Source organism: Flavobacterium sp. UBA7663 (assembly GCF_002483315.1).
Taxonomy (GTDB): domain Bacteria; phylum Bacteroidota; class Bacteroidia; order Flavobacteriales; family Flavobacteriaceae; genus Flavobacterium.
On record NZ_DLHR01000020.1, the window covers coordinates 137,821 to 159,167 of the forward strand.

17 protein-coding genes, 3 tRNA genes and 1 pseudogene are annotated in these 21,347 nt (G+C 33.2%); 9 read left to right on the plus strand and 12 right to left on the minus strand.

Annotation, left to right across the window (positions count from 1 at the left end; genetic code table 11):
* Together B2741_RS09750 and B2741_RS09755 are read left to right on the plus strand one after the other, a co-directional pair.
* On the plus strand, positions 1-1,995 hold a 1,995-nt coding region (locus B2741_RS09750; RefSeq protein ID WP_291138263.1), incomplete at its 5' end, for a S9 family peptidase.
* Between the two features lie 137 nt (positions 1,996-2,132).
* Positions 2,133-3,173 carry a PLP-dependent cysteine synthase family protein gene (locus B2741_RS09755; RefSeq protein WP_291138265.1) on the plus strand — a complete coding sequence of 347 codons (1,041 nt, stop codon included), beginning with the start codon at positions 2,133-2,135 and terminating at the stop codon, positions 3,171-3,173.
* A 51-nt stretch (positions 3,174-3,224) separates the two neighbouring features.
* On the opposite strand, the pseudogene B2741_RS09760 reads toward B2741_RS09755, so the two are convergent.
* From B2741_RS09760 to gcvT, 4 genes and pseudogenes are all read right to left on the minus strand, one after another.
* Positions 3,225-3,674 (minus strand): annotated as a pseudogene (locus B2741_RS09760) (SRPBCC family protein).
* 84 nt (positions 3,675-3,758) lie between these two features.
* Complete coding sequence (locus B2741_RS09765) at positions 3,759-4,658, minus strand: hypothetical protein (protein ID WP_291138267.1); 900 nt, start codon at positions 4,656-4,658, stop codon at positions 3,759-3,761.
* Positions 4,659-4,788: 130 nt separating this feature from the next.
* On the minus strand, positions 4,789-5,508 hold the full coding sequence (locus tag B2741_RS09770) for a YebC/PmpR family DNA-binding transcriptional regulator (protein WP_291138268.1): 720 nt from the start codon (positions 5,506-5,508) through the stop codon (positions 4,789-4,791).
* A gap of 234 nt (positions 5,509-5,742) precedes the next feature.
* Positions 5,743-6,825 carry a glycine cleavage system aminomethyltransferase GcvT gene (gene gcvT / locus B2741_RS09775; RefSeq protein WP_291138269.1) on the minus strand — a complete coding sequence of 361 codons (1,083 nt, stop codon included), beginning with the start codon at positions 6,823-6,825 and terminating at the stop codon, positions 5,743-5,745.
* A gap of 165 nt (positions 6,826-6,990) precedes the next feature.
* Between gcvT and hutH the strand changes: the two genes are divergently transcribed.
* The gene (gene hutH, locus B2741_RS09780) at positions 6,991-8,493 is read left to right on the plus strand and encodes a histidine ammonia-lyase (protein WP_291138270.1); all 1,503 of its coding nucleotides are present in this window, start codon (positions 6,991-6,993) and stop codon (positions 8,491-8,493) included.
* A 47-nt stretch (positions 8,494-8,540) separates the two neighbouring features.
* Here the strand turns inward: hutH and B2741_RS09785 are convergent, their stop codons facing one another.
* The 6 genes from B2741_RS09785 to B2741_RS09810 form a co-directional block, all read right to left on the minus strand.
* Positions 8,541-8,903: a DUF1304 domain-containing protein gene (locus tag B2741_RS09785; RefSeq protein ID WP_291138272.1), complete on the minus strand. Its 363-nt coding sequence runs from the start codon at positions 8,901-8,903 to the stop codon at positions 8,541-8,543.
* A gap of 3 nt (positions 8,904-8,906) precedes the next feature.
* Positions 8,907-9,488 (minus strand): TMEM175 family protein, encoded by a 582-nt coding sequence (locus B2741_RS09790; protein ID WP_291138273.1) that lies wholly within the window; start codon positions 9,486-9,488, stop codon positions 8,907-8,909.
* 1 nt (position 9,489) lies between these two features.
* The gene (locus tag B2741_RS09795; protein ID WP_291138275.1) at positions 9,490-10,005 is read right to left on the minus strand and encodes a DUF421 domain-containing protein; all 516 of its coding nucleotides are present in this window, start codon (positions 10,003-10,005) and stop codon (positions 9,490-9,492) included.
* Complete coding sequence (locus tag B2741_RS09800) at positions 10,002-10,184, minus strand: GldL-related protein (RefSeq protein ID WP_291138276.1); 183 nt, start codon at positions 10,182-10,184, stop codon at positions 10,002-10,004. Before B2741_RS09800 ends, B2741_RS09795 begins: the two co-directional genes overlap by 4 nt.
* Before the next feature lie 28 nt (positions 10,185-10,212).
* A complete protein-coding gene (rimK, locus tag B2741_RS09805) occupies positions 10,213-11,580 on the minus strand; it encodes a 30S ribosomal protein S6--L-glutamate ligase (RefSeq protein WP_262318555.1) in 1,368 nt (455 codons plus the stop codon).
* An 80-nt stretch (positions 11,581-11,660) separates the two neighbouring features.
* Positions 11,661-14,210, minus strand: coding sequence for an ATP-dependent Clp protease ATP-binding subunit (locus B2741_RS09810; RefSeq protein WP_291138292.1), 2,550 nt, complete (start codon positions 14,208-14,210; stop codon positions 11,661-11,663).
* 254 nt (positions 14,211-14,464) lie between these two features.
* On the opposite strand from B2741_RS09810, the gene gyrA reads away from it, so the two are divergent.
* Both gyrA and B2741_RS09820 read left to right on the plus strand, forming a co-directional pair.
* A complete protein-coding gene (gene gyrA / locus B2741_RS09815; protein WP_291138293.1) occupies positions 14,465-17,020 on the plus strand; it encodes a DNA gyrase subunit A in 2,556 nt (851 codons plus the stop codon).
* A 55-nt stretch (positions 17,021-17,075) separates the two neighbouring features.
* On the plus strand, positions 17,076-18,182 hold the full coding sequence (locus B2741_RS09820; protein ID WP_291138294.1) for a tetratricopeptide repeat protein: 1,107 nt from the start codon (positions 17,076-17,078) through the stop codon (positions 18,180-18,182).
* Positions 18,183-18,214: 32 nt separating this feature from the next.
* Here the strand turns inward: B2741_RS09820 and B2741_RS09825 are convergent, their stop codons facing one another.
* Together B2741_RS09825 and B2741_RS09830 are read right to left on the minus strand one after the other, a co-directional pair.
* Complete coding sequence (locus tag B2741_RS09825; protein WP_291138298.1) at positions 18,215-18,976, minus strand: C40 family peptidase; 762 nt, start codon at positions 18,974-18,976, stop codon at positions 18,215-18,217.
* 87 nt (positions 18,977-19,063) lie between these two features.
* On the minus strand, positions 19,064-20,242 hold the full coding sequence (locus tag B2741_RS09830) for an acetyl-CoA C-acyltransferase (protein WP_291138301.1): 1,179 nt from the start codon (positions 20,240-20,242) through the stop codon (positions 19,064-19,066).
* Between the two features lie 268 nt (positions 20,243-20,510).
* Here B2741_RS09830 and B2741_RS09835 point away from each other — a divergent pair.
* The 4 genes from B2741_RS09835 (at position 20,511) to B2741_RS09850 (ending at position 21,342) form a co-directional block, all read left to right on the plus strand.
* A tRNA-Ser gene (locus B2741_RS09835) sits at positions 20,511-20,594 on the plus strand.
* A 15-nt stretch (positions 20,595-20,609) separates the two neighbouring features.
* Positions 20,610-20,684 (plus strand) — tRNA-Pro (locus tag B2741_RS09840).
* A gap of 13 nt (positions 20,685-20,697) precedes the next feature.
* Positions 20,698-20,771 (plus strand) — tRNA-Arg (locus B2741_RS09845).
* Between the two features lie 112 nt (positions 20,772-20,883).
* Positions 20,884-21,342 (plus strand): GNAT family N-acetyltransferase, encoded by a 459-nt coding sequence (locus tag B2741_RS09850; RefSeq protein WP_291138303.1) that lies wholly within the window; start codon positions 20,884-20,886, stop codon positions 21,340-21,342.
* Positions 21,343-21,347 lie beyond the last annotated feature (5 nt).

The following is a 21,347-nucleotide window of genomic DNA, read 5'->3' on the forward strand; positions in this document are numbered from 1 at the left end:
AAAAGAATTGATAACTATTATTGGTTAAACGAAAGAGAAAATCCAGAAGTTATTGATTACTTGAATAAAGAAAACGAATATTACCAAAAATCAACTGCTCATACCAAACAATTTCAAGAAGAATTGTTTTTGGAAATGAAAGGAAGAATTAAAGAAGATGATAGTTCGGTTCCTTATTTCTATAACGGATATTATTACATTACGCGTTATGAAACAGGTAAAGATTATCCTATTTATTCGCGTAAAAAGGGAAGTTTAGATGCCAAAGAAGAAATTTTGTTTGATTGCAATGAAATGGCAAAAGGGCATTCTTATTTTAACTTAGGCGGTTTAAATATTAGTGAAGATAATAAATGGGCTGCTTTTGGAGTGGATTTGGTTTCGAGAAGACAATATACGATTCAAATTAAAAATCTTGAAACAGGTGAAATTCTTCCAGTGAAATTAGAAAATACAACAGGAGGTTCTACTTGGGCTGGCGATAATAAAACGTTGTTTTACACTCGTAAAGATGCGCAAACCTTGCGTTCAGATAAAATTTACAAACATACTTTAGGAACTGATGCTTCGGCTGATACCATGGTTTTTCATGAAAAAGACGATACATTTGGCACGTTTGTTTACAAAGAAAAATCTAAAAAATATTTGGTCATTGGTTCTTCAAGTACTTTGACTTCTGAATACCAAATTTTGGAATCTAAAAATCCGAATGGTGAATTCAGAATTTTCCAAAAAAGAACGCGTGGATTAGAATATTCGATTTCGCATTATGGCGATAGTTTTTACATCGTAACCAATAAAGACAAAGCAACGAACTTTAAATTAATGAAAACGCCAGAAACGGCTACTTCTGCTGAAAACTGGAAAGATTTAATCGGACACAGAAAAGATGTTTTATTAGAAGGAATTGAAATTTTCAAAGATTATTTAGTGGTTGAAGAACGTTCAAATGGTTTGAATAAAATTCAAATTCGTCCTTGGAATGGAAAAGGCGAGTACTATTTACCATTTGAAAGTGAAACCTATACAGCTTACACAACAACTAATGTAGATTTTGACACCGAAATTCTTCGTTATGGTTACCAATCAATGGCAACACCATCTTCTGTGATTGATTTCAACATGAGTACTCAGGAGAAAAAAGTATTGAAAGAGCAAGAAGTATTGGGTGGAAAATTCGATAAAAACAATTACATCGAAGAAAGAGTTTGGGCAACTGCAACAGACGGAACAAAAGTGCCAATCTCTATGGTGTATAGAAAAGGAATAAAAAAAGACGGTAAAAATCCGTTGTTGTTATATGCTTATGGTTCGTATGGCGCTACTATGGATCCTTATTTTTCATCAACTCGTTTGAGTTTATTGGATAGAGGATTTATTTATGCGATTGCACATATTAGAGGAGGCGAGGACTTAGGAAGAGAGTGGTATGAGAACGGAAAACTTTTGAAAAAAATTAACACTTTCACCGATTTTATTGACTGTTCAAAATTTGTGATTGCAGAAAAATACACTTCGGCAGCACATTTGTACGCAGAAGGTGGATCGGCTGGTGGTTTGCTAATGGGAGCAATTGTTAATATGGCGCCAGAATTGTACAACGGAGTAATTGCACAAGTTCCGTTTGTAGATGTTGTTACCACCATGTTAGATGATACGATTCCGTTGACAACTGGAGAGTATGACGAATGGGGAAATCCGAACGAAAAAGTGTATTATGATTACATGCTTTCGTATTCGCCATACGACCAAGTTAAAAAGCAAGATTATCCAAATATGTATGTATCTACAGGGCTTCACGATTCGCAAGTACAGTATTTTGAGCCTGCAAAATGGGTGGCAAAATTGCGTGTTATGAAAACTAATGACAAACAATTATTCCTAGATACTAACATGGATGCAGGACATGGAGGAGCTTCAGGACGATTTGAAGCACTTAAAGAATTAGCTAAGGAATTTACATTTTTATTAGATTTAGAAAAAATTAAGAAGTAGTTCAATATTTTTTGTTAAATTTGCAAGGTTTTGGAGGTGTCAAAAACACACTTTTAAACAAAAAATCAAGTATAAAATACTTTAAATGCTAGTTGTGCATAGTATTTTGGAAACATTAAAACAAACAGTATCTTCATATGAAAGAAGAAATAAAAGCCTATAATAGTGTATTAGATTTAATTGGGAATACACCATTAATCAAACTGAATAAAGTTTCAGCTGATTTACCAGGTAATTTCTATGCAAAAGTTGAAGCCTTTAATCCAGGTCATTCTACAAAAGACCGTATCGCATTATATATTATTGAAGAAGCAGAAAAAAGAGGTATCCTAAAACCAGGAGACACCATTATTGAAACTACTTCAGGAAATACAGGTTTTAGTTTAGCCATGGTAAGTATCATCAAAGGGTACGATTGTATCTTAGCGGTGAGTTCAAAATCATCTAGAGATAAAATTGATATGTTACGTTCAATGGGTGCTAAGGTATATGTTTGCCCGGCACACGTTTCAGCTGATGATGAGCGTTCTTACTACAATGTTGCAAAAAGATTACACGAGGAAACTAAAGGTTCGGTTTATATTAACCAATATTTCAACGAGTTAAATGTTGATGCACATTATAAATCTACAGGACCAGAAATTTGGGAACAAACTGGCGGTCAAATTACACACTTAGTGGCGTGTAGTGGAACTGGTGGAACAATTTCTGGAACTGCACGTTTCTTAAAAGAGCAAAATCCAAACATTAAAGTTTTAGGAGTAGATGCTTTTGGTTCGGTTTTGAAAAAATACCACGAAACAAAAGAATTTGATAACGCTGAAATTTATCCATACCGTATTGAAGGTTTAGGTAAAAACTTAATTCCAACAGCTACTGATTTTGATATCATTGATAAATTTATCAAAGTATCTGATGAAGAAAGTGCACACACTACAAGAGAATTAGCTAAGAAAGAAGGTTTATTCGTAGGATATACTTCTGGAGCAGCTTTTCAAGCAGTGAAGCAATATGCTGAAGAAGGAGAATTTGATGCAAACAGTAAAGTAGTTATCATTTTCCCTGATCATGGTTCACGTTACATGAGTAAAGTATTTAGTGATGATTGGATGAACGAACAAGGTTTCTTTGATTCGGTTAACCAAGAAGAAGCTTTAAAAATTGAAATTATCAAGTAATTGATTTTAGATATAAAAAAATCCCAATCGAAAGATTGGGATTTTTATTTTTTAATTATCCGGAATATTTGGTTCTACTAACTTCTTTAGTTTTTCTAACGATTCTTGCCAACCCAAGTAACACATTTCGGTAGGAATCATTTCGGGAATATTTTCTTGTAATATTTTGATTTCGGTACCACACGAAACTTCTTTTAACCAAACCGAAGTTGTCATTTCACCTGGTAAATTCGGGTCATCAAAAGTGTCAGTGTATTTTAAAAATTCGTTGGGTTTGACATCGAGATAAGTTCCACCAAAAGAATGTCAGTTACAGGTTGTAAAATTGATAAACGACATTTTAAAACTACCTCCAATTTTTACTTCCATACTGTGAACCTCACACAAGAAACCATATGGTGGAATCCACGAAGCCATTGCATTTTTCTCAGTAAATGCGCGAAACACCTTTTCAGGTGGTGCCGTTACTACGCGATGTAATGATACAAAATTATCTGCCATATTTTTTTATTACTAATTTATGAAAAAAAATGATTGGGTTTTGATTTGTGGGTACGGAATATAATTCTATGCTATCGAGATTATTTATGTGAATTTTATTATTCCATCGTTGATTTCATAACCAATAAGTTTTATCCCATAGTCATTTAATACAATATTATTTAATTCCTCTCTATTTACATTAGTATATTTAATTGGCTTTACTGTTTTGCTTTCTTCTGAAATAGGTATATAAAGATAACCAGTTTTCCCTTTTGCAAAATATAAACAAATAGCTTGTTTGTTTGGATTATTTGAAATTAAATTTGAAACAATAAACGAACCATCTTGAACTGTGCCTTCGGATAATTTTTGTGTTTTTCCTTGCTTTATTGTTGTTGTTTTGTTACCTCCAAATACTTCTGATCTTATTTCATATTGAAACGCATTTAGAAAAGTATCATAACTCGCTGAAATGATAAAATCACCAATTGTATCAATATTAGTGTTATTAATCATTTGTGAAAAAGAGGTAGATGAGTTATTAAGTATTGATTTGTGTTTGTTTTCAGGCTTTAAAAAAAATGACTGAAATTCATTGAAAGCTTCTTTTTCACCAATCCAAAAAGTACTACCTAATTCGTAATTATTTTTATCAATCTTAAATAAGCTTGGTTTATTAATATCAGAAACTAGACAAACTATGAATTCAGATGGGTCATTTTCCAATATTAAGGTATTTTGAATGTGCTTAATTGTATCTATAAAGAGTGCAGGCTTAGTTTTTATGAGTGATTGAATTATATTAGCAGATAATTCTACATTGCCAGCGTAGGCGATACAAATTTTAGGGTTTAAAATATGAATTTTTAAAACTCCTTGATCTGGAGACATTCTTAATTTATTTTCACCTGTAATACTTTTATCTCCATTGTTAATAGAAACTTTTGTATCTGATAAAAAAAGACATTGATTGTTTTCGATTTTTGCAATTATTATGGACATGAATATTGCTTTTTGATATAATTATTACTGATAAGATTTTTTCATCAAAAAAATACTTTTCATTACGCTAATATATAAAAAAATCCTCACAATTTCTTGCGAGGATTTAGTATATAAGATAGAAAAAGGATTACTCAGCGCTTTCTTGCATCGTATGATATACGTTCATTACGTCATCGTCTTCTTCAATTTTTTCTAATAGTTTTTCAACATCAGCTACTTGGTCTGGTGTTAATTCTTTTGTTATTTGTGGTATTCTTTCAAATCCAGAAGATAAGATTTCTATTCCGCGAGTTTCTAATTCTTTTTGGATAGTTCCAAAGCTTTCAAAAGGAGCGTACATTAAAATACCGTCTTCGTCAGCAAAGATTTCTTCTACACCAAAATCAATCATTTCTAGTTCTAATTCTTCCACATCTTGTCCTTCTGCTGGAATTCTAAAATTACACGTATGATCAAACATAAATTCTACCGAACCTTGTGTTCCAAACGTTCCGTTGCATTTGTTGAAGTAACTTCTAATGTTAGCAACCGTTCTGTTGTTGTTATCCGTAGCCGTTTCAATTAAAATCGCAATTCCGTGTGGTGCATACCCTTCAAACAACACTTCTTTAAAGTTAGCCGTGTCTTTATCCGATGCTTTTTTAATAGCGCGTTCTACGTTATCTTTAGGCATATTAGCTGCCTTCGCATTCTGAATTACCGCTCTTAAACGTGAGTTGGTTTCAGGATTTGGTCCGCCTTCTTTAACGGCCATTACAATATCTTTTCCTATACGTGTAAACGTTTTAGCCATTGCTGACCAACGTTTCATTTTACGGGCTTTTCTAAATTCAAACGCTCTTCCCATTTCTTTTTTGGTTTAAAGTTTCAAGTTTCAGGTTGCAAAAATAATAATTTCAAATTTAAACGCAAAGCTCGCAAAGTTTTACGCAAAGTTCGCAAGTGATAAAACTTAAAACACTAATTTTCAATAATTTGTAATGCTATGTTATTCTATGAAAAGTGTAACGACTTTTAAATGCAAAGTAAAACTTATGTGACTATGTGTTTAAAAAAGATTTCGCTAGACTTTATACTCTAATTACTTCTTGTAAAACGGCATTTTAACCACTTTCGCTTTAATATCTTTATTTCTAATTCTAATATAAATTTCAGAATCTGGTGTAGCTAAAGCCGTTGGAACATAACCCATTCCGATAGCAATTCCCATAGAAGGTGATTGTGTTCCAGAAGTTACAATTCCTACAACATTTCCATTAGCATCAGCAATTTCGTAATCGTGACGAGGAATTCCTCTTTCTACCATTTCGAAACCAACTAATTTACGAGAAACACCCGCTTCTTTTTGTTTCTTTAAGTTTTCTGAATTCGTGAATTCTTTATCGAATTTGGTAATCCATCCTAAACCAGCTTCTAAAGGCGAAGTCGTATCGTTGATATCGTTTCCGTATAAACAGAATCCCATTTCTAAACGTAACGTATCACGTGCTGCTAATCCAATTGGTTTAATTCCGAATGCTGCTCCAGCTTCAAAAACTTTGTTCCAAATGTATTCTGCATCTTCGTTTTTGAAGTAAATTTCAAATCCTCCAGAACCTGTATAACCTGTAGCTGAAACAATTACATCGCTTTTTCCAGCAAATTCACCAATTTGGAATGTGTAATATCCCATATTCGTTAAATCGATAGAAGTTAAGGATTGCATAGCTTCTGCAGCTTTTGGTCCTTGAATAGCTAATAATGAATAGCCTTCAGAAAGATTTTGCATATCCACGCCTAAATCATTGTGCGAAGAAATCCAATTCCAATCTTTTTCAATATTTGAAGCATTTACAACCAACATATAATGATTGTCAGCAATTTTATAAACGATTAAATCGTCAACAATTCCACCTTCGTTATTTGGTAAACAAGAATATTGTGCTTTTCCATCAACTAATTTAGACGCATCATTTGAAGTTACTTTCTGAATTAAAGCCAACGCATTTTCTCCTTTTAAGAAAAATTCTCCCATGTGAGAAACGTCGAAAACACCAACGCCATTTCTAACGATTTCGTGTTCTGCATTTACTCCTTCATATTGCACAGGCATATTATATCCTGCAAACGGAACCATTTTAGCTCCTAAACTTTCGTGAATGTGCGTTAACGCTGTATTTTTCATGATTTGATGTTGTATTATTAGAGAGCGCTAATTTATTGAAAATTCTTAAAAATGCACCCAGATTTCCCTTAAAATTTGATAGATATTTATTTTTTGTTAATAATGCTGATAAATCTTGCATTTTAACAATTGTTTGCGGAATTTTGGACTTTTAAAATTAACCAAATGGAAACTACACATTATATAAGTTCAGATTTATTGTCTATCGACATGATTAACGAGATTGTTTTTCAAGGAAAACAGTTGGCATTATCAGAGGAAGCTATCGTAAACATTGAGAAATGTAGAAAATACTTAGATGATAAAATGAAATCGAACTCAGATCCAATTTACGGAATTAACACTGGATTTGGTTCGTTATGTAATGTGAAGATTTCGAATGAAAATTTATCAAAACTTCAAGAGAATTTGGTAAAATCGCATGCTTGCGGAACAGGAGAGGAAGTACCTCATGAAATTGTAAAAATCATGTTGTTATTGAAAATCCAATCGTTAAGCTACGGACATTCAGGTGTTCAATTAGTAACGGTGCAACGTTTGATTGATTTTTATAATAATGATATTTTTCCAGTAATTTATACACAAGGTTCGTTAGGTGCTTCGGGCGATTTAGCTCCGTTAGCGCATTTATCGTTACCATTATTAGGAGAAGGCGAAGTGTATTTAGATGGTTTCAGACAACCTTCAGCTAAAGTACTAGCGAAATTTGGTTGGGAACCAATCGTTTTACAATCGAAAGAAGGTTTGGCGTTGTTGAACGGAACACAATTCATGAGTGCTTATGGTGTTTATTGCTTGATTAAAGCAGAGAAAATTTCGTATTTAGCAGATGTAATCAGTGCAGTTTCATTAGAAGGATTTGATGGAAGATTAGAACCATTTACAGATTTAATTCACTTAGTTCGTCCACACAAAGGTCAAGTACAAACCGCTGAAAGAATGCGTGATTTGTTAGAAGATAGTGAAATTATTGCACAACCAAAAGTGCATGTGCAAGATCCTTATTCTTTTAGATGTATTCCGCAAGTACATGGTGCTTCGAAAGATACGATTGATTATGTAAAGAAAGTATTCCGTACCGAAATCAACTCGGTTACTGATAATCCAAATATTTTCGTAGGAGAAGATTTGATTATTTCTGGAGGAAATTTCCACGGACAACCATTGGCTTTAGCGTTAGATTTCTTAGGAATAGCATTGTCAGAATTAGGAAGTATTTCGGAAAGAAGAACCTATCAATTGATTTCTGGACTAAGAGGTTTACCAGCGTTTTTAGTAAACGACCCAGGATTGAATTCAGGTTTCATGATTCCACAATATACAGCGGCAAGTATCGCGAGTCAAAACAAACAATTAGCAACTCCGGCAAGTATTGATAGTATTGTTTCGTCAAACGGACAAGAAGATCACGTGAGCATGGGAGCTAACGCAGCTACTAAAACCTTACGTATTATTGAAAACGTAGAACGCATTTTAGGAATTGAATTATTAAACGGTTCGCAAGCTTTAGAATTCAGAAGACCATTACAATCAAGTGAATTTATTGAAAGTTTTGTAAAATCGTATAGAGAGGAAGTTTCGTTTGTATCGGAAGATAGAATTTTACATTACGATATTGAAAAATCGGTTTCGTTTTTGAATAGCTTTCAAATTGAAATGGAAGATTAATACAAAGTATATAAAATTAAAAAGCTCAAGATTTTCTTGAGCTTTTTTTATAAAAATAGAATTGTAATAATAGTTATAATTGCAGGAAGTGCTTGCACATAAAATATTTTTTTTGAAGCAGAATACGCTCCGAAAATTCCAGCAACCGACACACAACAAAGAAAGAAGATAGCTATATTTTTGCTCCAAATTTCATCAGAAATAGCTAAAGACCAAAGCAACCCTGCTGATAAAAATCCGTTATACAAACCTTGATTTGCTGCTAAAACTTTTGTTTTTTCGAATAAATCTTCAGGAATAGTTCGGAATACTTTTTTGGCACTGGTTGTCCAAGCAAACATTTCTAACCATAAAAAATATAGGTGAAATAAAGCTATAATTACGATAAGTATTTTACTGATGAAATGCATATTTTATTCTTTTTCGTTAAAAGTGCGTTCAATTCTCTTGTCTGGAATTAACCAAATTAAAGCAACCAAAATATAAATGGCTCCTGAAATTTCAACAGAATATTTGGTTACAATAACAGCGATTAGATATAAAACTACTGATAATTTTCCTTTGTAATCTTTTCCAATAGCTTTTGAAAGAGCTGAGTCTTTTCCGTGGTCAATTAAAATTAATCGTTGCAGAATGAAGTAGGCAAAAGCGTTCATCAATAAGACAATTCCGTATAGCATCATTGGAAAAGAGGCAAAATGGTGTTCGCCAATCCAAGCCGTTGTAAAGGGAATCAAGGATAACCAAAACAGTAAATGTAAGTTTGCCCAAAGTATTTTTCCATTTACATTTTTTAGTGAATGAATTAAATGATGGTGGTTGTTCCAATAAATTCCGACATATATAAAACTTAATATATAACTTAGAAACTTATGCGATAATTTAGTAACGGCTTCAAAGGTAGTATCATCCGGAACTTTGAACTCCAAAACCATAATGGTGATTATAATGGCTAAAACGCCATCGCTAAAGGCTTCTAATCGGTTTTTGTTCATATTAATTGTTTAGTTCTCCTAATGTTTTGTTTGCTTTTCTTTTGTGATGTGTTTGTTTTAAATTTTCATTTCCTGAAATAATACTAATATTTCCATCAATTTCAAACATGGCTAATTTCACATCTTTGTAATATTCGATTCCGTGCTCACGCATGGCTTCTTCTAATTCCTCTGCTGTAATTCCTAATCGTACAATAGTTTTAAATTCAATTTTTCCATTATGAATCAAAATTTCAGGTTTGTCCTGAACTAATTCTTTAATAAATTTTGATTTCAACATCACTTTCTTAAAAATATAATTTATTAAGAAAAGCGAAAAAGCAGCAATAATACCTCCATACAAAGAAGTATTAGATCCAACCATTGCATTTTGAACGGAATTACTAATCAATAAAATTAGAATAACATCTGCCGTATTAAGTTGTGAAAGCTCTTTTTTACCAAATATGCGCAATGCAATTATCATAAAAAAATAAACAGCTACACTTCTTAGAGTGATGTCGATATACGGATTCATTTTGTGTTTTTAAGTAAAACTACTATTAATGTAATGATTGCAATAGCTTCTGAAAGCATTCCTACAGTTAACATAATTCCAGCTCCAGGCCAATGCATAATTTTGAATAAAGAACCAATTATTGTAATCGCCATTCCTAAAAGGAATAAAACCAACGGAACTGTATATTGCTTTTTCATGACTTATTTAATTTTGGAATACTCTGAACTATTTCCACTTAAAGTTCTTCTCAATTGCTTTAATCATTTCGCCTGCAATGTCTTTTTGAGTTGCACCTTCAATTCCTTCTAAACCAGGAGAAGAATTTACTTCTAACAATAAAGGTCCTTTTGAAGAACGAATAATATCAACACCAGCTACTTTTAAATTCATAGCTTTTGCTGCTTTAATAGCAATTCTCTTTTCATCAGAAGTAATTTTTACTACCGAAGCAGTTCCTCCCATGTGAATGTTGGCTCTGAATTCTCCAGGAGCAGCTTCACGTTGCATAGCGGCTACTACTTTTCCATCTACAACAAAGAGTCTCAAATCTTTACCATTGGCTTCTTTGATGAATTCTTGAACTAAAATATTAGCGTTTAAGCTCTTGAATGCGTTGATTACGGATTCGGCAGCCTTTTTAGTCTCTGCTAAAACGACACCTTTTCCTTGTGTTCCTTCTAGTAATTTTACAATTAAAGGTGAACCACCCACCATTTTAATTAAATCGTCTGTATCTAAAGGTGAATTGGCAAATCCAGTAGTTGGAATGTCTACACCGTTATTTAATAATAATTGTAATGAAAATAGTTTGTCTCTTGATTGCGTAATGGCAGAAGCGTTATTTAAAGCGAATACTTTTAAAGCCTCAAATTGACGCGTTAACGCACAACCATAATACGTCATGCTAGGACGAATTCTCGGAATTACAGCATCAAAATCGTTTAGAACTTTTCCTCCACGATAGTGAATTTCAGGTTTTGTTGCGTCTAATTTCATGTAGCAGTATTTCAAATTTAAGAAATGCATTTCATGACCTCTTAATTCGCCTGCTTCTAGAATACGTTTGTTGCTATATAATTCTGGATTACTCGCTAATAAACCAATTTTTAAACCTTTTTTGGATTCATTAGAAGCGTAATAATATTCTTTTAGTTTTTCGGTTGTAGGTTGTCCTAATAAATAACGTTGTTCAGGGTCAACTAAAACACGTCCAGACATTGCTTCACGACCTAATAGCATTCGGAAACCCATCGAATCACGGTTGGTAAGTGTAACCTCAATTTCCCAAGTTTTCCCACCAATTTCTAATTTGGTTTTGATAACATAACGTTGTTCTCTAAAACCACTAGAACTTTTAACGACTCTTTTATCAATTAAAGGAGCTTCACAATGAATTACTGCTTTTGCATTATTTTGAATTGGGTTGATATCAAATTTAACCCAACTTTCACTATCTTTTTCAAACGTAACAATATTGATAGCATGTAATGCTGATGTTTTTGCACCAGAATCAACACGTGCTTTAATTGTTGGGATTCCTAAAGTAGGGAAGGAACACCATTCTTCGCTACCTACAATAACTTTGTCTAACATTTTTAAACGAATAAATTAAGAATCTAATGTAGTATTTTTTTTAATATAATTTTAAAATTGCATAAAATAAAAAAACCAAGCTATGAGCTTGGTTCTTCTAATTTCTTAATTTCTATTTTGAGTTCTTGAGCTGTTTCATCTAAGTCCATGAAAATTTGATCACCTTCATGAATTTTTTGAGTAATAATCTCTTCAGCTAGAGCATCTTCAACATATTTTTGAATGGCTCTTTTTAACGGACGCGCTCCAAATTGCTTATCAAAACCTTTTTCAGCAATGTAATCTTTGGCTGCTTCAGAAAGTTTTAGAGTATAACCTAAATCTTTAACGCGGTCGTATAATTTGTCCATTTCGATATCAATAATTTTATCAATATCTTCTTTTTCAAGAGCATTGAAGACAATTACATCATCAATTCTGTTTAAAAATTCTGGAGCAAAAGCTTTTTTCAAAGCGTTTTCGATAATTCCTTTTGAATGTTCTTCTGTTTGTGCTTGTTTTGAAGCTGTTCCAAATCCAACTCCTGTTCCAAAATCTTTTAATTGACGAGCTCCAACGTTAGAAGTCATAATGATAATCGTATTTCTAAAATCGATTTTACGACCTAAACTATCCGTTAAATGTCCGTCATCCAAAACTTGAAGCATCATATTGAAAACATCTGGATGTGCTTTTTCAATCTCATCTAGAAGTACCACGCAATATGGTTTTCTTCTAACTTTTTCTGTTAATTGACCACCTTCTTCGTATCCAACGTATCCTGGAGGTGCTCCAACTAAACGAGAAATAGCAAATTTCTCCATGTATTCACTCATGTCAATACGAACCAAAGCATCTTCAGAATCAAATAATTCTTTTGCAATAACTTTAGCCAATTGTGTTTTTCCAACACCTGTTTGACCTAAGAAAATAAACGAACCAATCGGCTTGTTTGGGTCTTTTAAACCAGCACGATTTCTTTGGATAGATTTTGCAATTTTCAATACCGCTTCGTCTTGCCCAATTACTTTACCTCTAATAAGTTCTGGTAAGTGAGCTAACTTATTACTTTCAGTTTGAGCAATACGATTTACTGGAATTCCTGTCATCATAGAAACTACATCAGCAACATTGTCTTCTGTAACGGTAACTTTGTTGTTTTTAGAATCTTCTTCCCATTGTTCTTGCGCAATTGCTAAATCTTTTTCGATGCGTTTTTCATCATCACGAAGTTTTGCGGCTTCTTCATATTTTTGTTTTTTAACAACCGTGTTTTTCAATTCGCGAACTTCTTCCAATTGACGTTCTAATTCCAAAATTTGTTTTGGAACATCAATGTTAATAATGTGAACACGAGAACCTGCTTCGTCTAAAGCATCAATAGCTTTGTCTGGAAGAAAACGATCGGTCATGTAACGATTTGTCAATTTAACACATGCTTCAATTGCTTCTGGTGTATATAAAACGTTATGATGGTCTTCGTATTTTGGTTTGATGTTATTTAAAATGGTAATTGTTTCTTCAACAGATGTTGGTTCTACAATTACTTTTTGAAAACGTCTTTCTAAAGCGCCATCTTTCTCAATATACTGACGGTATTCATCTAACGTTGTTGCACCTACACATTGAATTTCTCCTCGTGCCAATGCTGGTTTAAACATGTTGGATGCATCAAGAGAACCTGTTGCTCCTCCAGCACCTACAATAGTGTGAATTTCATCAATAAATAAAATGATATCATCGTTTTTTTCTAATTCATTCATTACCGCTTTCATTCGTTCTTCGAATTGTCCGCGGTATTTTGTTCCAGCAACTAAACTTGCTAAATCAAGCGTAACAACACGTTTGTTGAATAAATTACGAGATACTTTTTTCTTAATAATGCGTAAAGCTAAACCTTCAGCAATAGCTGATTTTCCAACTCCAGGTTCTCCAATTAAAAGCGGGTTGTTTTTCTTTCTACGACTTAAAATTTGAGAAACACGTTCGATTTCTTTTTCACGTCCCACAACTGGGTCTAGTTTTCCTTCTTCTGCCATTTCGGTTAAGTCACGACCGAAGTTGTCTAAAACTGGAGTTTTTGATTTTTTATTGGTTTTTCCACCTGAAGGCGGATTGTTAAATGAGCTTTCTTTTAAACTGTCATCTTGTCCGGAATCGTCATTGAACGACTCCGCTTTTGGCAAGTTTTCTAAATAATCGTCTTCGTTTGTCATCATGGCTGTATACTGTTCTTTAACTGTTTCGTAATCGATTTTTAATTTACCCATCAATTTAGTTGTTGGGTCGTTTTCATTGCGTAAAATACATAGCAATAGGTGAGCGGTACTTATTTCAGAGTTGTTAAAAAGTTTCGCTTCTAGAAAAGTAGTCTTCAATGCACGCTCTGCTTGACGCGTAAGGTGCAAGTTTTTCTTTTCAATATTTTGAATGCCATTAGGGTTTGCAGGGCTTAGTATCTCTACTTTTTTTCGTAGGTGAGATAAGTCCACAGCTAAATTATTCAAGATGTTAATTGCTTTTCCATTGCCATCTCGAAGTATTCCTAGCATTAAGTGTTCGGTACCAATAAAGTCGTGACCTAATCGTAAAGCTTCTTCTTTACTGTAGGTAATTACGTCTTTAACTCTCGGTGAAAAATTATCGTCCATAGCATTAGTAATATAAGTAAAAGTACAAAATTCTATAAGGAAATACAAAAATCATACCTTATAAAAAGACAGATAGGCTAAATGACAAAAAATATTTGAAAAATGAAAGAAAGTAGGATAGGATTTATAAGCAATTTGTAAACAAAATTGTTAATAAATAGTCGAAATTATTGGTTCAAAATTTGTGTTAAAAGTTCAAAAAGCCGTATATTGGCACGTTTTAGTACTAATATATAATTTTAATGTAAATACTTATGTCAGAAGGAGAAAAGTTAATTCCTATTAACATAGAGGAAGAAATGAAATCAGCTTACATCGATTATTCGATGTCTGTTATTGTATCAAGAGCACTTCCTGATGTTAGAGATGGTTTAAAGCCTGTTCACCGAAGAGTACTTTATGGAATGTATGATTTGGGAGTTAACTCAAGATCTGCCCACAAAAAATCGGCGAGAATTGTCGGAGAGGTTTTAGGAAAGTATCACCCACATGGAGATTCCTCAGTTTACGACGCTATGGTACGTATGGCTCAGGAATGGAGTATGCGTTATTTATTGGTTGACGGTCAAGGTAACTTTGGTTCTGTCGATGGAGATAGTCCAGCAGCAATGCGTTACACGGAAGCCAGAATGAAAAAGATTTCGGAAGAAATGTTGGCAGATATCGATAAAGAAACTGTTGATTTTCAATTAAACTTTGATGATACATTACAAGAGCCAACGGTTATGCCAACTAAAATACCAACTTTGTTAGTAAACGGAGCTTCGGGTATTGCTGTAGGTATGGCTACAAATATGGCGCCTCACAACTTAACTGAAGTTGTTGATGGTATTTTGGCTTATATCGATAACAATGATATTGAAATTGATGAGTTAATAAATTATATCAAAGCTCCAGATTTCCCTACAGGAGGAATTATTTATGGGTACGAAGGTGTAAGAGAAGCCTTCAAAACAGGTAGAGGTCGTATCGTAATGCGTGCTAAAGTTGGTTTTGAAGAAGTAAACGGAAAAGAAGCTATCATTGTAACTGAAATTCCTTATCAAGTGAATAAGGCAAATATGATTAAACATACTGCCGATTTAGTTAATGATAAAAAAATTGAAGGTATATCGAATATTCGTGATGAATCGGATAGAAATGGTATGCGTGTGGTGTATGAATTAAAACGTGATGCGGTTCCAAACGTAGTTTTAAATACACTTTATAAATATACGCAATTACAAGCTTCATTCAGTGTTAATAATATTGCATTGGTAAAAGGGCGTCCGCAAATGTTGAATCTTAAAGATTTGATTTACCATTTCGTAGAACACCGTCATGATGTTGTAGTTCGTAGAGCTCAATATGATTTAAGAAAAGCAGAAGAAAGAGCTCACATTTTAGAAGGTTTGATCATTGCTTCTGATAATATAGACGAAGTAATCAAAATCATTAGAGCTTCTAAAGATGGTGACGAAGCTAGAACGAAATTAATTGAACGTTTCAAATTATCGGAAATTCAAGCACGTGCAATCGTTGAAATGCGTTTAAGACAATTAACAGGTCTTGAGCAAGATAAATTACGCGCTGAATACGAAGAAATCATGAAATTGATTACGTATTTGAAAGAATTATTGGCAAGCAAAGAAATGAGAATGCAAGTAATTAAAGATGAATTAGCGGAAATCAGAGACAAATATGGAGATGAGCGTCGTTCGCAAATCGAATATTCTGGTGGAGACGTTAGTATCGAAGATTTAATTGCTGATGAAAGTGTTGTAATTACGATTTCTCACGCAGGTTATATCAAACGTACTTCATTATCAGAATACAAAACACAAAATAGAGGAGGGGTTGGACAAAAATCGGCTGGAACTAGAGATCAAGATTTCTTAGAGCATTTATTTGTGGCAACAAATCACCAATATTTAATGTATTTCACGCAAAAAGGTAAATGTTATTGGATGCGTGTTTACGAAATTCCAGAAGGAACAAAAACAAGTAAAGGTCGTGCTATTCAAAACTTAATCAATATCGAAAGTGATGACAAAGTAAAAGCATTTATCTGTACTCAAGACTTAAAAGACCAAGATTACATCAATAGCCACTATGTAATTATGGCTACAAAACAAGGTCAAGTTAAGAAAACACCATTAGAGCAATATTCACGTCCACGTCAAAACGGAATCAATGCGATTACGATTAAAGAAGACGATGAATTAATCGAAGCAAAATTAACTACAGGAAACAGTCAAGTTTTATTGGCAGTTAAGTCTGGTAAATTAGTTCGTTTTGAAGAAGAGAAAACGCGTCCAATGGGAAGAACGGCTTCAGGAGTTAGAGGTATCACTTTAGCCGATGAAAAAGACGAAGTAATTGGAATGGTTTCTATTGATAAAGATCACGTTACAGAATCTCAAATCTTAGTGGTTACTGAAAATGGTTACGGAAAACGTACTAAATTAGTTGATGACGATGGAGAAGATGTATATAGAATCACGAATCGTGGAGGTAAAGGTGTAAAAACTCTTAATATTACTGAGAAAACAGGGGCTTTAATTGCAATTAATAACGTAACTGATGCTGATGATTTAATGATTATCAACAAATCAGGATTGACGATTAGAATGATGGTTTCTGATTTACGAGTAATGGGAAGAGCAACGCAAGGAGTTCGACTAATTAACATCAAAGGAAACGATTCAATCGCTGCTGTAACTAAAGTACTTCGTGAAGATGAAGAAGTAGTGTTAGATGAAAATGGAGATATTTCTGATGCTGAAACTGGCACAGATATTGATTCAACAGAAGAAGAAATACAAGAATAAATAAGATAAGGCCCAAATTTATTTTGGGCTTTTGTTTAACCCAGATTTTAAAACAATGAAAAAATTACTATTAAGTGCAACACTTTTATTGTCTGTTGCCACATTTGCTCAAAAAAATGAGCTAAAAACATTAAAGAAAATTTATAGTAAAGACGTTATTTCTGATAAAGATTTACAAGAGTATAAAACTGCAAGTGACGCTTTGCAAACTTTAGCAACTGAAGAGTCTGATAAAGTATATGCCAAATTTTATAAAACGATGTATCCAACATTAGTTTTAGCTTCAAAAGGTAATAAGGCAACGATGCAAGATCAAATGGGTTTATATAAGCCTGAGTTTATAAAAGAATATGGAGAAGTTATTAATGAAACCTTGGAGTTTGAAAAAAAATCAGGAAAAAAGATTTATACTGATGAATTAATTGAAGAGAAAAAAGGTTTCAAAGAAACTTTAAATACGTTGGCTATGAATTTGAATAATTCTTCAAAGTTCAAAGAAGCATCATTATTTTTTTACAGCTTATATCAATTTGATCCCAAAAGCGAAGGAAAAGCTTTAAAAAACGCATCTATTTTAGCTGTTCAGAGTAAAGATTACATATTAGCTCAAAAAATGTATGAAGAGTATTCAACTAGTGATTTTTTAATTAATGGTGTATCTTACTTTGGTGTTAATAAAGTAAATGGTGTTGAAGAAGAGTTCAATTCTAAAGAAGAGAGAACAAAATATATTTCATTAGGTTCACATGAAAAGCCAAAAGACATTAAAAACAGTACTAAAAAACAAGAAGTACTAAAAGTTTTAGCATTACTATATATTCAAAATGGCGAAAATGAAAAAGCTAAGACAGTTTATGCTGACGCTAGAAAATTAGCCCCAAACGATGAAGAATTAAAAAAAGGAGAATTTGATGCTTATTATAATTCGGGTTACGCATTATTAGCAGGAGATGAAAAATTAGTCACCGAAATTAATAATTCAATTTCTGATAAAAAAAAATATGACGAACTTGTAAAGAAAAGAAAAGAAATTTTTACAAAAGCATTACCAGATTTTGAAAAAGCATATTCCATCATTCCTACAGATGCAAACACAAAGTTTATTTTAAAAACCACATATGAATTGCTTGGTCAGCCTGAAAAAGCAAAAGCCATCAATTAAAACAAAAAATCCCGATGAAAATCGGGATTTTTTTATATGATTTTTTTAATAACTCTTAGTTTGTGTGTGTGTCGATTGACTTCTGCATTGTAAATTCCTAAATGGTCTAAACGGTCAATTCGTACTTTTCCAGAGGCGTGAATGATGTAATTGTTTTCCATCATAATTCCAACGTGAATGATACTGCCTTCTTCGTTATCAAAAAAAGCTAAATCACCTGGTTCACTTTCTTCAATAAAACTTAAAGCTTCCCCTTGAGTGGCTTGTTGCGAAGCATCTCTTAAAAGTGAATACCCATTTAATTTATAAACCATTTGAGTAAAACCAGAACAATCAATTCCAAAAGGCGTTTTTCCTCCCCATAAATAAGGCGCATTCAAATACATGAAAGCGGTTTTAACTAAATCTGATTTCGGTTTTTGACCGCAAACTTTAATGCCTTCAAAACTATATTTGCTAGTGTTTATTTCTTCATTATCTAAAAATGATAACGAAGCACCTAATGTAATCGAAGTCAATTGGTTGTTTGGAGCGGTAATATATTCTACTAAATCAGCATTCAAAACAATAGGAGTATCGTTTAAAATGTTGTAATGTTCTTCTGAAATAGCTTGATATTGTTTCGCATCAATCCACCCGATGTAATTATCAAATGCCAATTCTACCTGCACCCATTTGGCAGTCATTTCAATAATTTTAAAGTGTTCGCCAAAGAGCAATTGCGAAACTTGTTCGCTTCGGTCACTGGCTTCTGCTCTTACGGGTACTATGGCTAAATTACAAATTCCAAACATGTTTGGTCAAAATAAGAAATGATGAATTAAGAATTTAATTACAAATGTAACTAAAATTCAAAATTCACCATTAATAAAAGTTATAAATTATGCTCTTTCAATAACAATTGCTGAAGCACCACCACCACCATTACAGATAGCAGCCGCACCAATTTTAGCATTGTTTTGGTTTAAAACACTGATTAAAGTTACGATAATTCTAGCTCCAGAACATCCTAGAGGGTGACCTAAAGAAACTGCACCACCGTTTACATTAATTTTATCATTGTCTAATCCTAAGATTTGTGCGTTAGCTAATCCAACCACAGCGAAAGCTTCATTGAATTCAAAGAAATCAACATCAGCAACTGTTAAACCAGCTTTGTCTAATGCTTTTGGTAATGCTTTTGCAGGTGCAGTTGTAAACCATTTTGGTTCTTGAGCCGCATCGGCGTATGATTTAATATACGCTAAAGGAGTTAATCCCAAAGATTGTGCTTTTTCTTCGCTCATTAAAACTAAAGCCGCAGCTCCGTCATTAATTGTAGAGGCATTAGCAGCTGTAACTGTTCCTTCTTTGGTGAAAACTGCAGCTAATGAAGGAATTTTATCTAATTTTACATTAGTGAATTCTTCGTCTTTAGAAACTAAGATTGCGTCACCTCTTCTTTGAGGAACTTCAACTGGAACAATTTCTGCGTCAAACTTACCGGCTTCCCATGCTGCAGCAGAACGCTCATACGATTGAATTGCGAAGTTATCTTGCGCTTCTCTTGTAATGTTATATTCAGTTGCGCATAAGTCAGCACAAACGCCCATAGCGTTATTATCGTATGCGTCTGTTAAACCGTCTTTCTGCATTCCGTCTACTAAAGAAGTTGGTCCAAATTTTACACCGTTTCTTAAGTGAACGTAATGTGGAATCAAACTCATGTTTTCCATACCACCCGCAACTACGATTTCAGCGTCTCCAGCCATGATAGCTTGAGCACCTTGCATAACGGCTTTCATACCACTAGCGCAAACTTTATTTACAGTAGTACAAGCTACACTTTCAGATAAACCAGCGTATAAAGCGGCTTGTCTTGCAGGAGCTTGGCCGTTTCCAGCTTGAACTACATTACCCATTAATACTTCGTCAACTAATTTAGGGTCTAAATTGATTTTATTTAAAGCGCCTTTGATGGCAGCAGCACCTAATTTTGTAGCAGGTACACTAGATAAAGCTCCCATGAAACTTCCAATTGGAGTTCTAACGGCAGAAACGATAACTACTCTTTTAGTCATGATAGAAAGGTTTTTTATTTGAATTGCGAAATTACTATTTTTATTCGAATTGAGGCAAGGTTTTTATTGATATTCTAAGTTGAAATCGAATTTTATTTTGATATTACCAATTTGATTTCATTTTTATTGAAAAGCTATTGTATTGATTGTAAGCGTTTTTTTAGAAATTAGAAAAATATATTGAAAAAAACTCCCGAAAATGTTGTATAATTAAGAATGAAAATATACATTTGCAACCGCAAAAAAGATAAGTTCTTACAACAAAATAGGAGAGGTGCCGGAGTGGTAACGGAGCAGATTGCTAATCTGTCGACGGGTAACCGTCGCCAGGGTTCGAGTCCCTGTCTCTCCGCTTTTTTGTTTTTTGCGGGGTGTAGCGTAGCCCGGTTATCGCGCCTGCTTTGGGAGCAGGAGGCCGCAGGTTCGAATCCTGCCACCCCGACGATAATAAAATAGGTTGCGTAGCTCAGCTGGATAGAGCAACTCACTTCTAATGAGTAGGTCCCAGGTTCGAATCCTGGCGCGATCACAAAAAGCCTTGCAAACGCAAGGCTTTTTTGTTTTTATATTTTTACTTTTACATCAATATTTTTTTAAAAAACATTTTTGTTTATTTTTTAATTATTAAAATTGAATCTCAAATGGAAATTTTAAAAGCGATCACTGAAGATGCTAAAATTTTGACTAATATTACCAAAAAGTCAAAATCACATTGGGGTTATTCTAACGAACAAATGCAGAATTGGTCTTTACAATTGACAATAACTACAAATTATATTGAAATTAGTGAAGTGTATAAATTGGTAATTGACAATTTAATTGTTGGTTATTATTCTTATGTTATCTTAGAAGAAAATATTGTTGAATTGGATAATTTATTTTTACTTCCTAAATTTATTGGATTAGGATTGGGAACTTTTTTAATGAATGATTTTTTAAATAGATGTAAAGATTTAAAATTTCAGAAAGTAATTCTTGATGCTGATCCAAACGCTGAGAATTTTTATAAAAAGCACGGATTCAAGACAGTTGGACAAATTGAAACTTCTATAAAAGATAGATTTTTGCCTAAGATGGAACTAAATTTAGATTTAAAATAAAACGT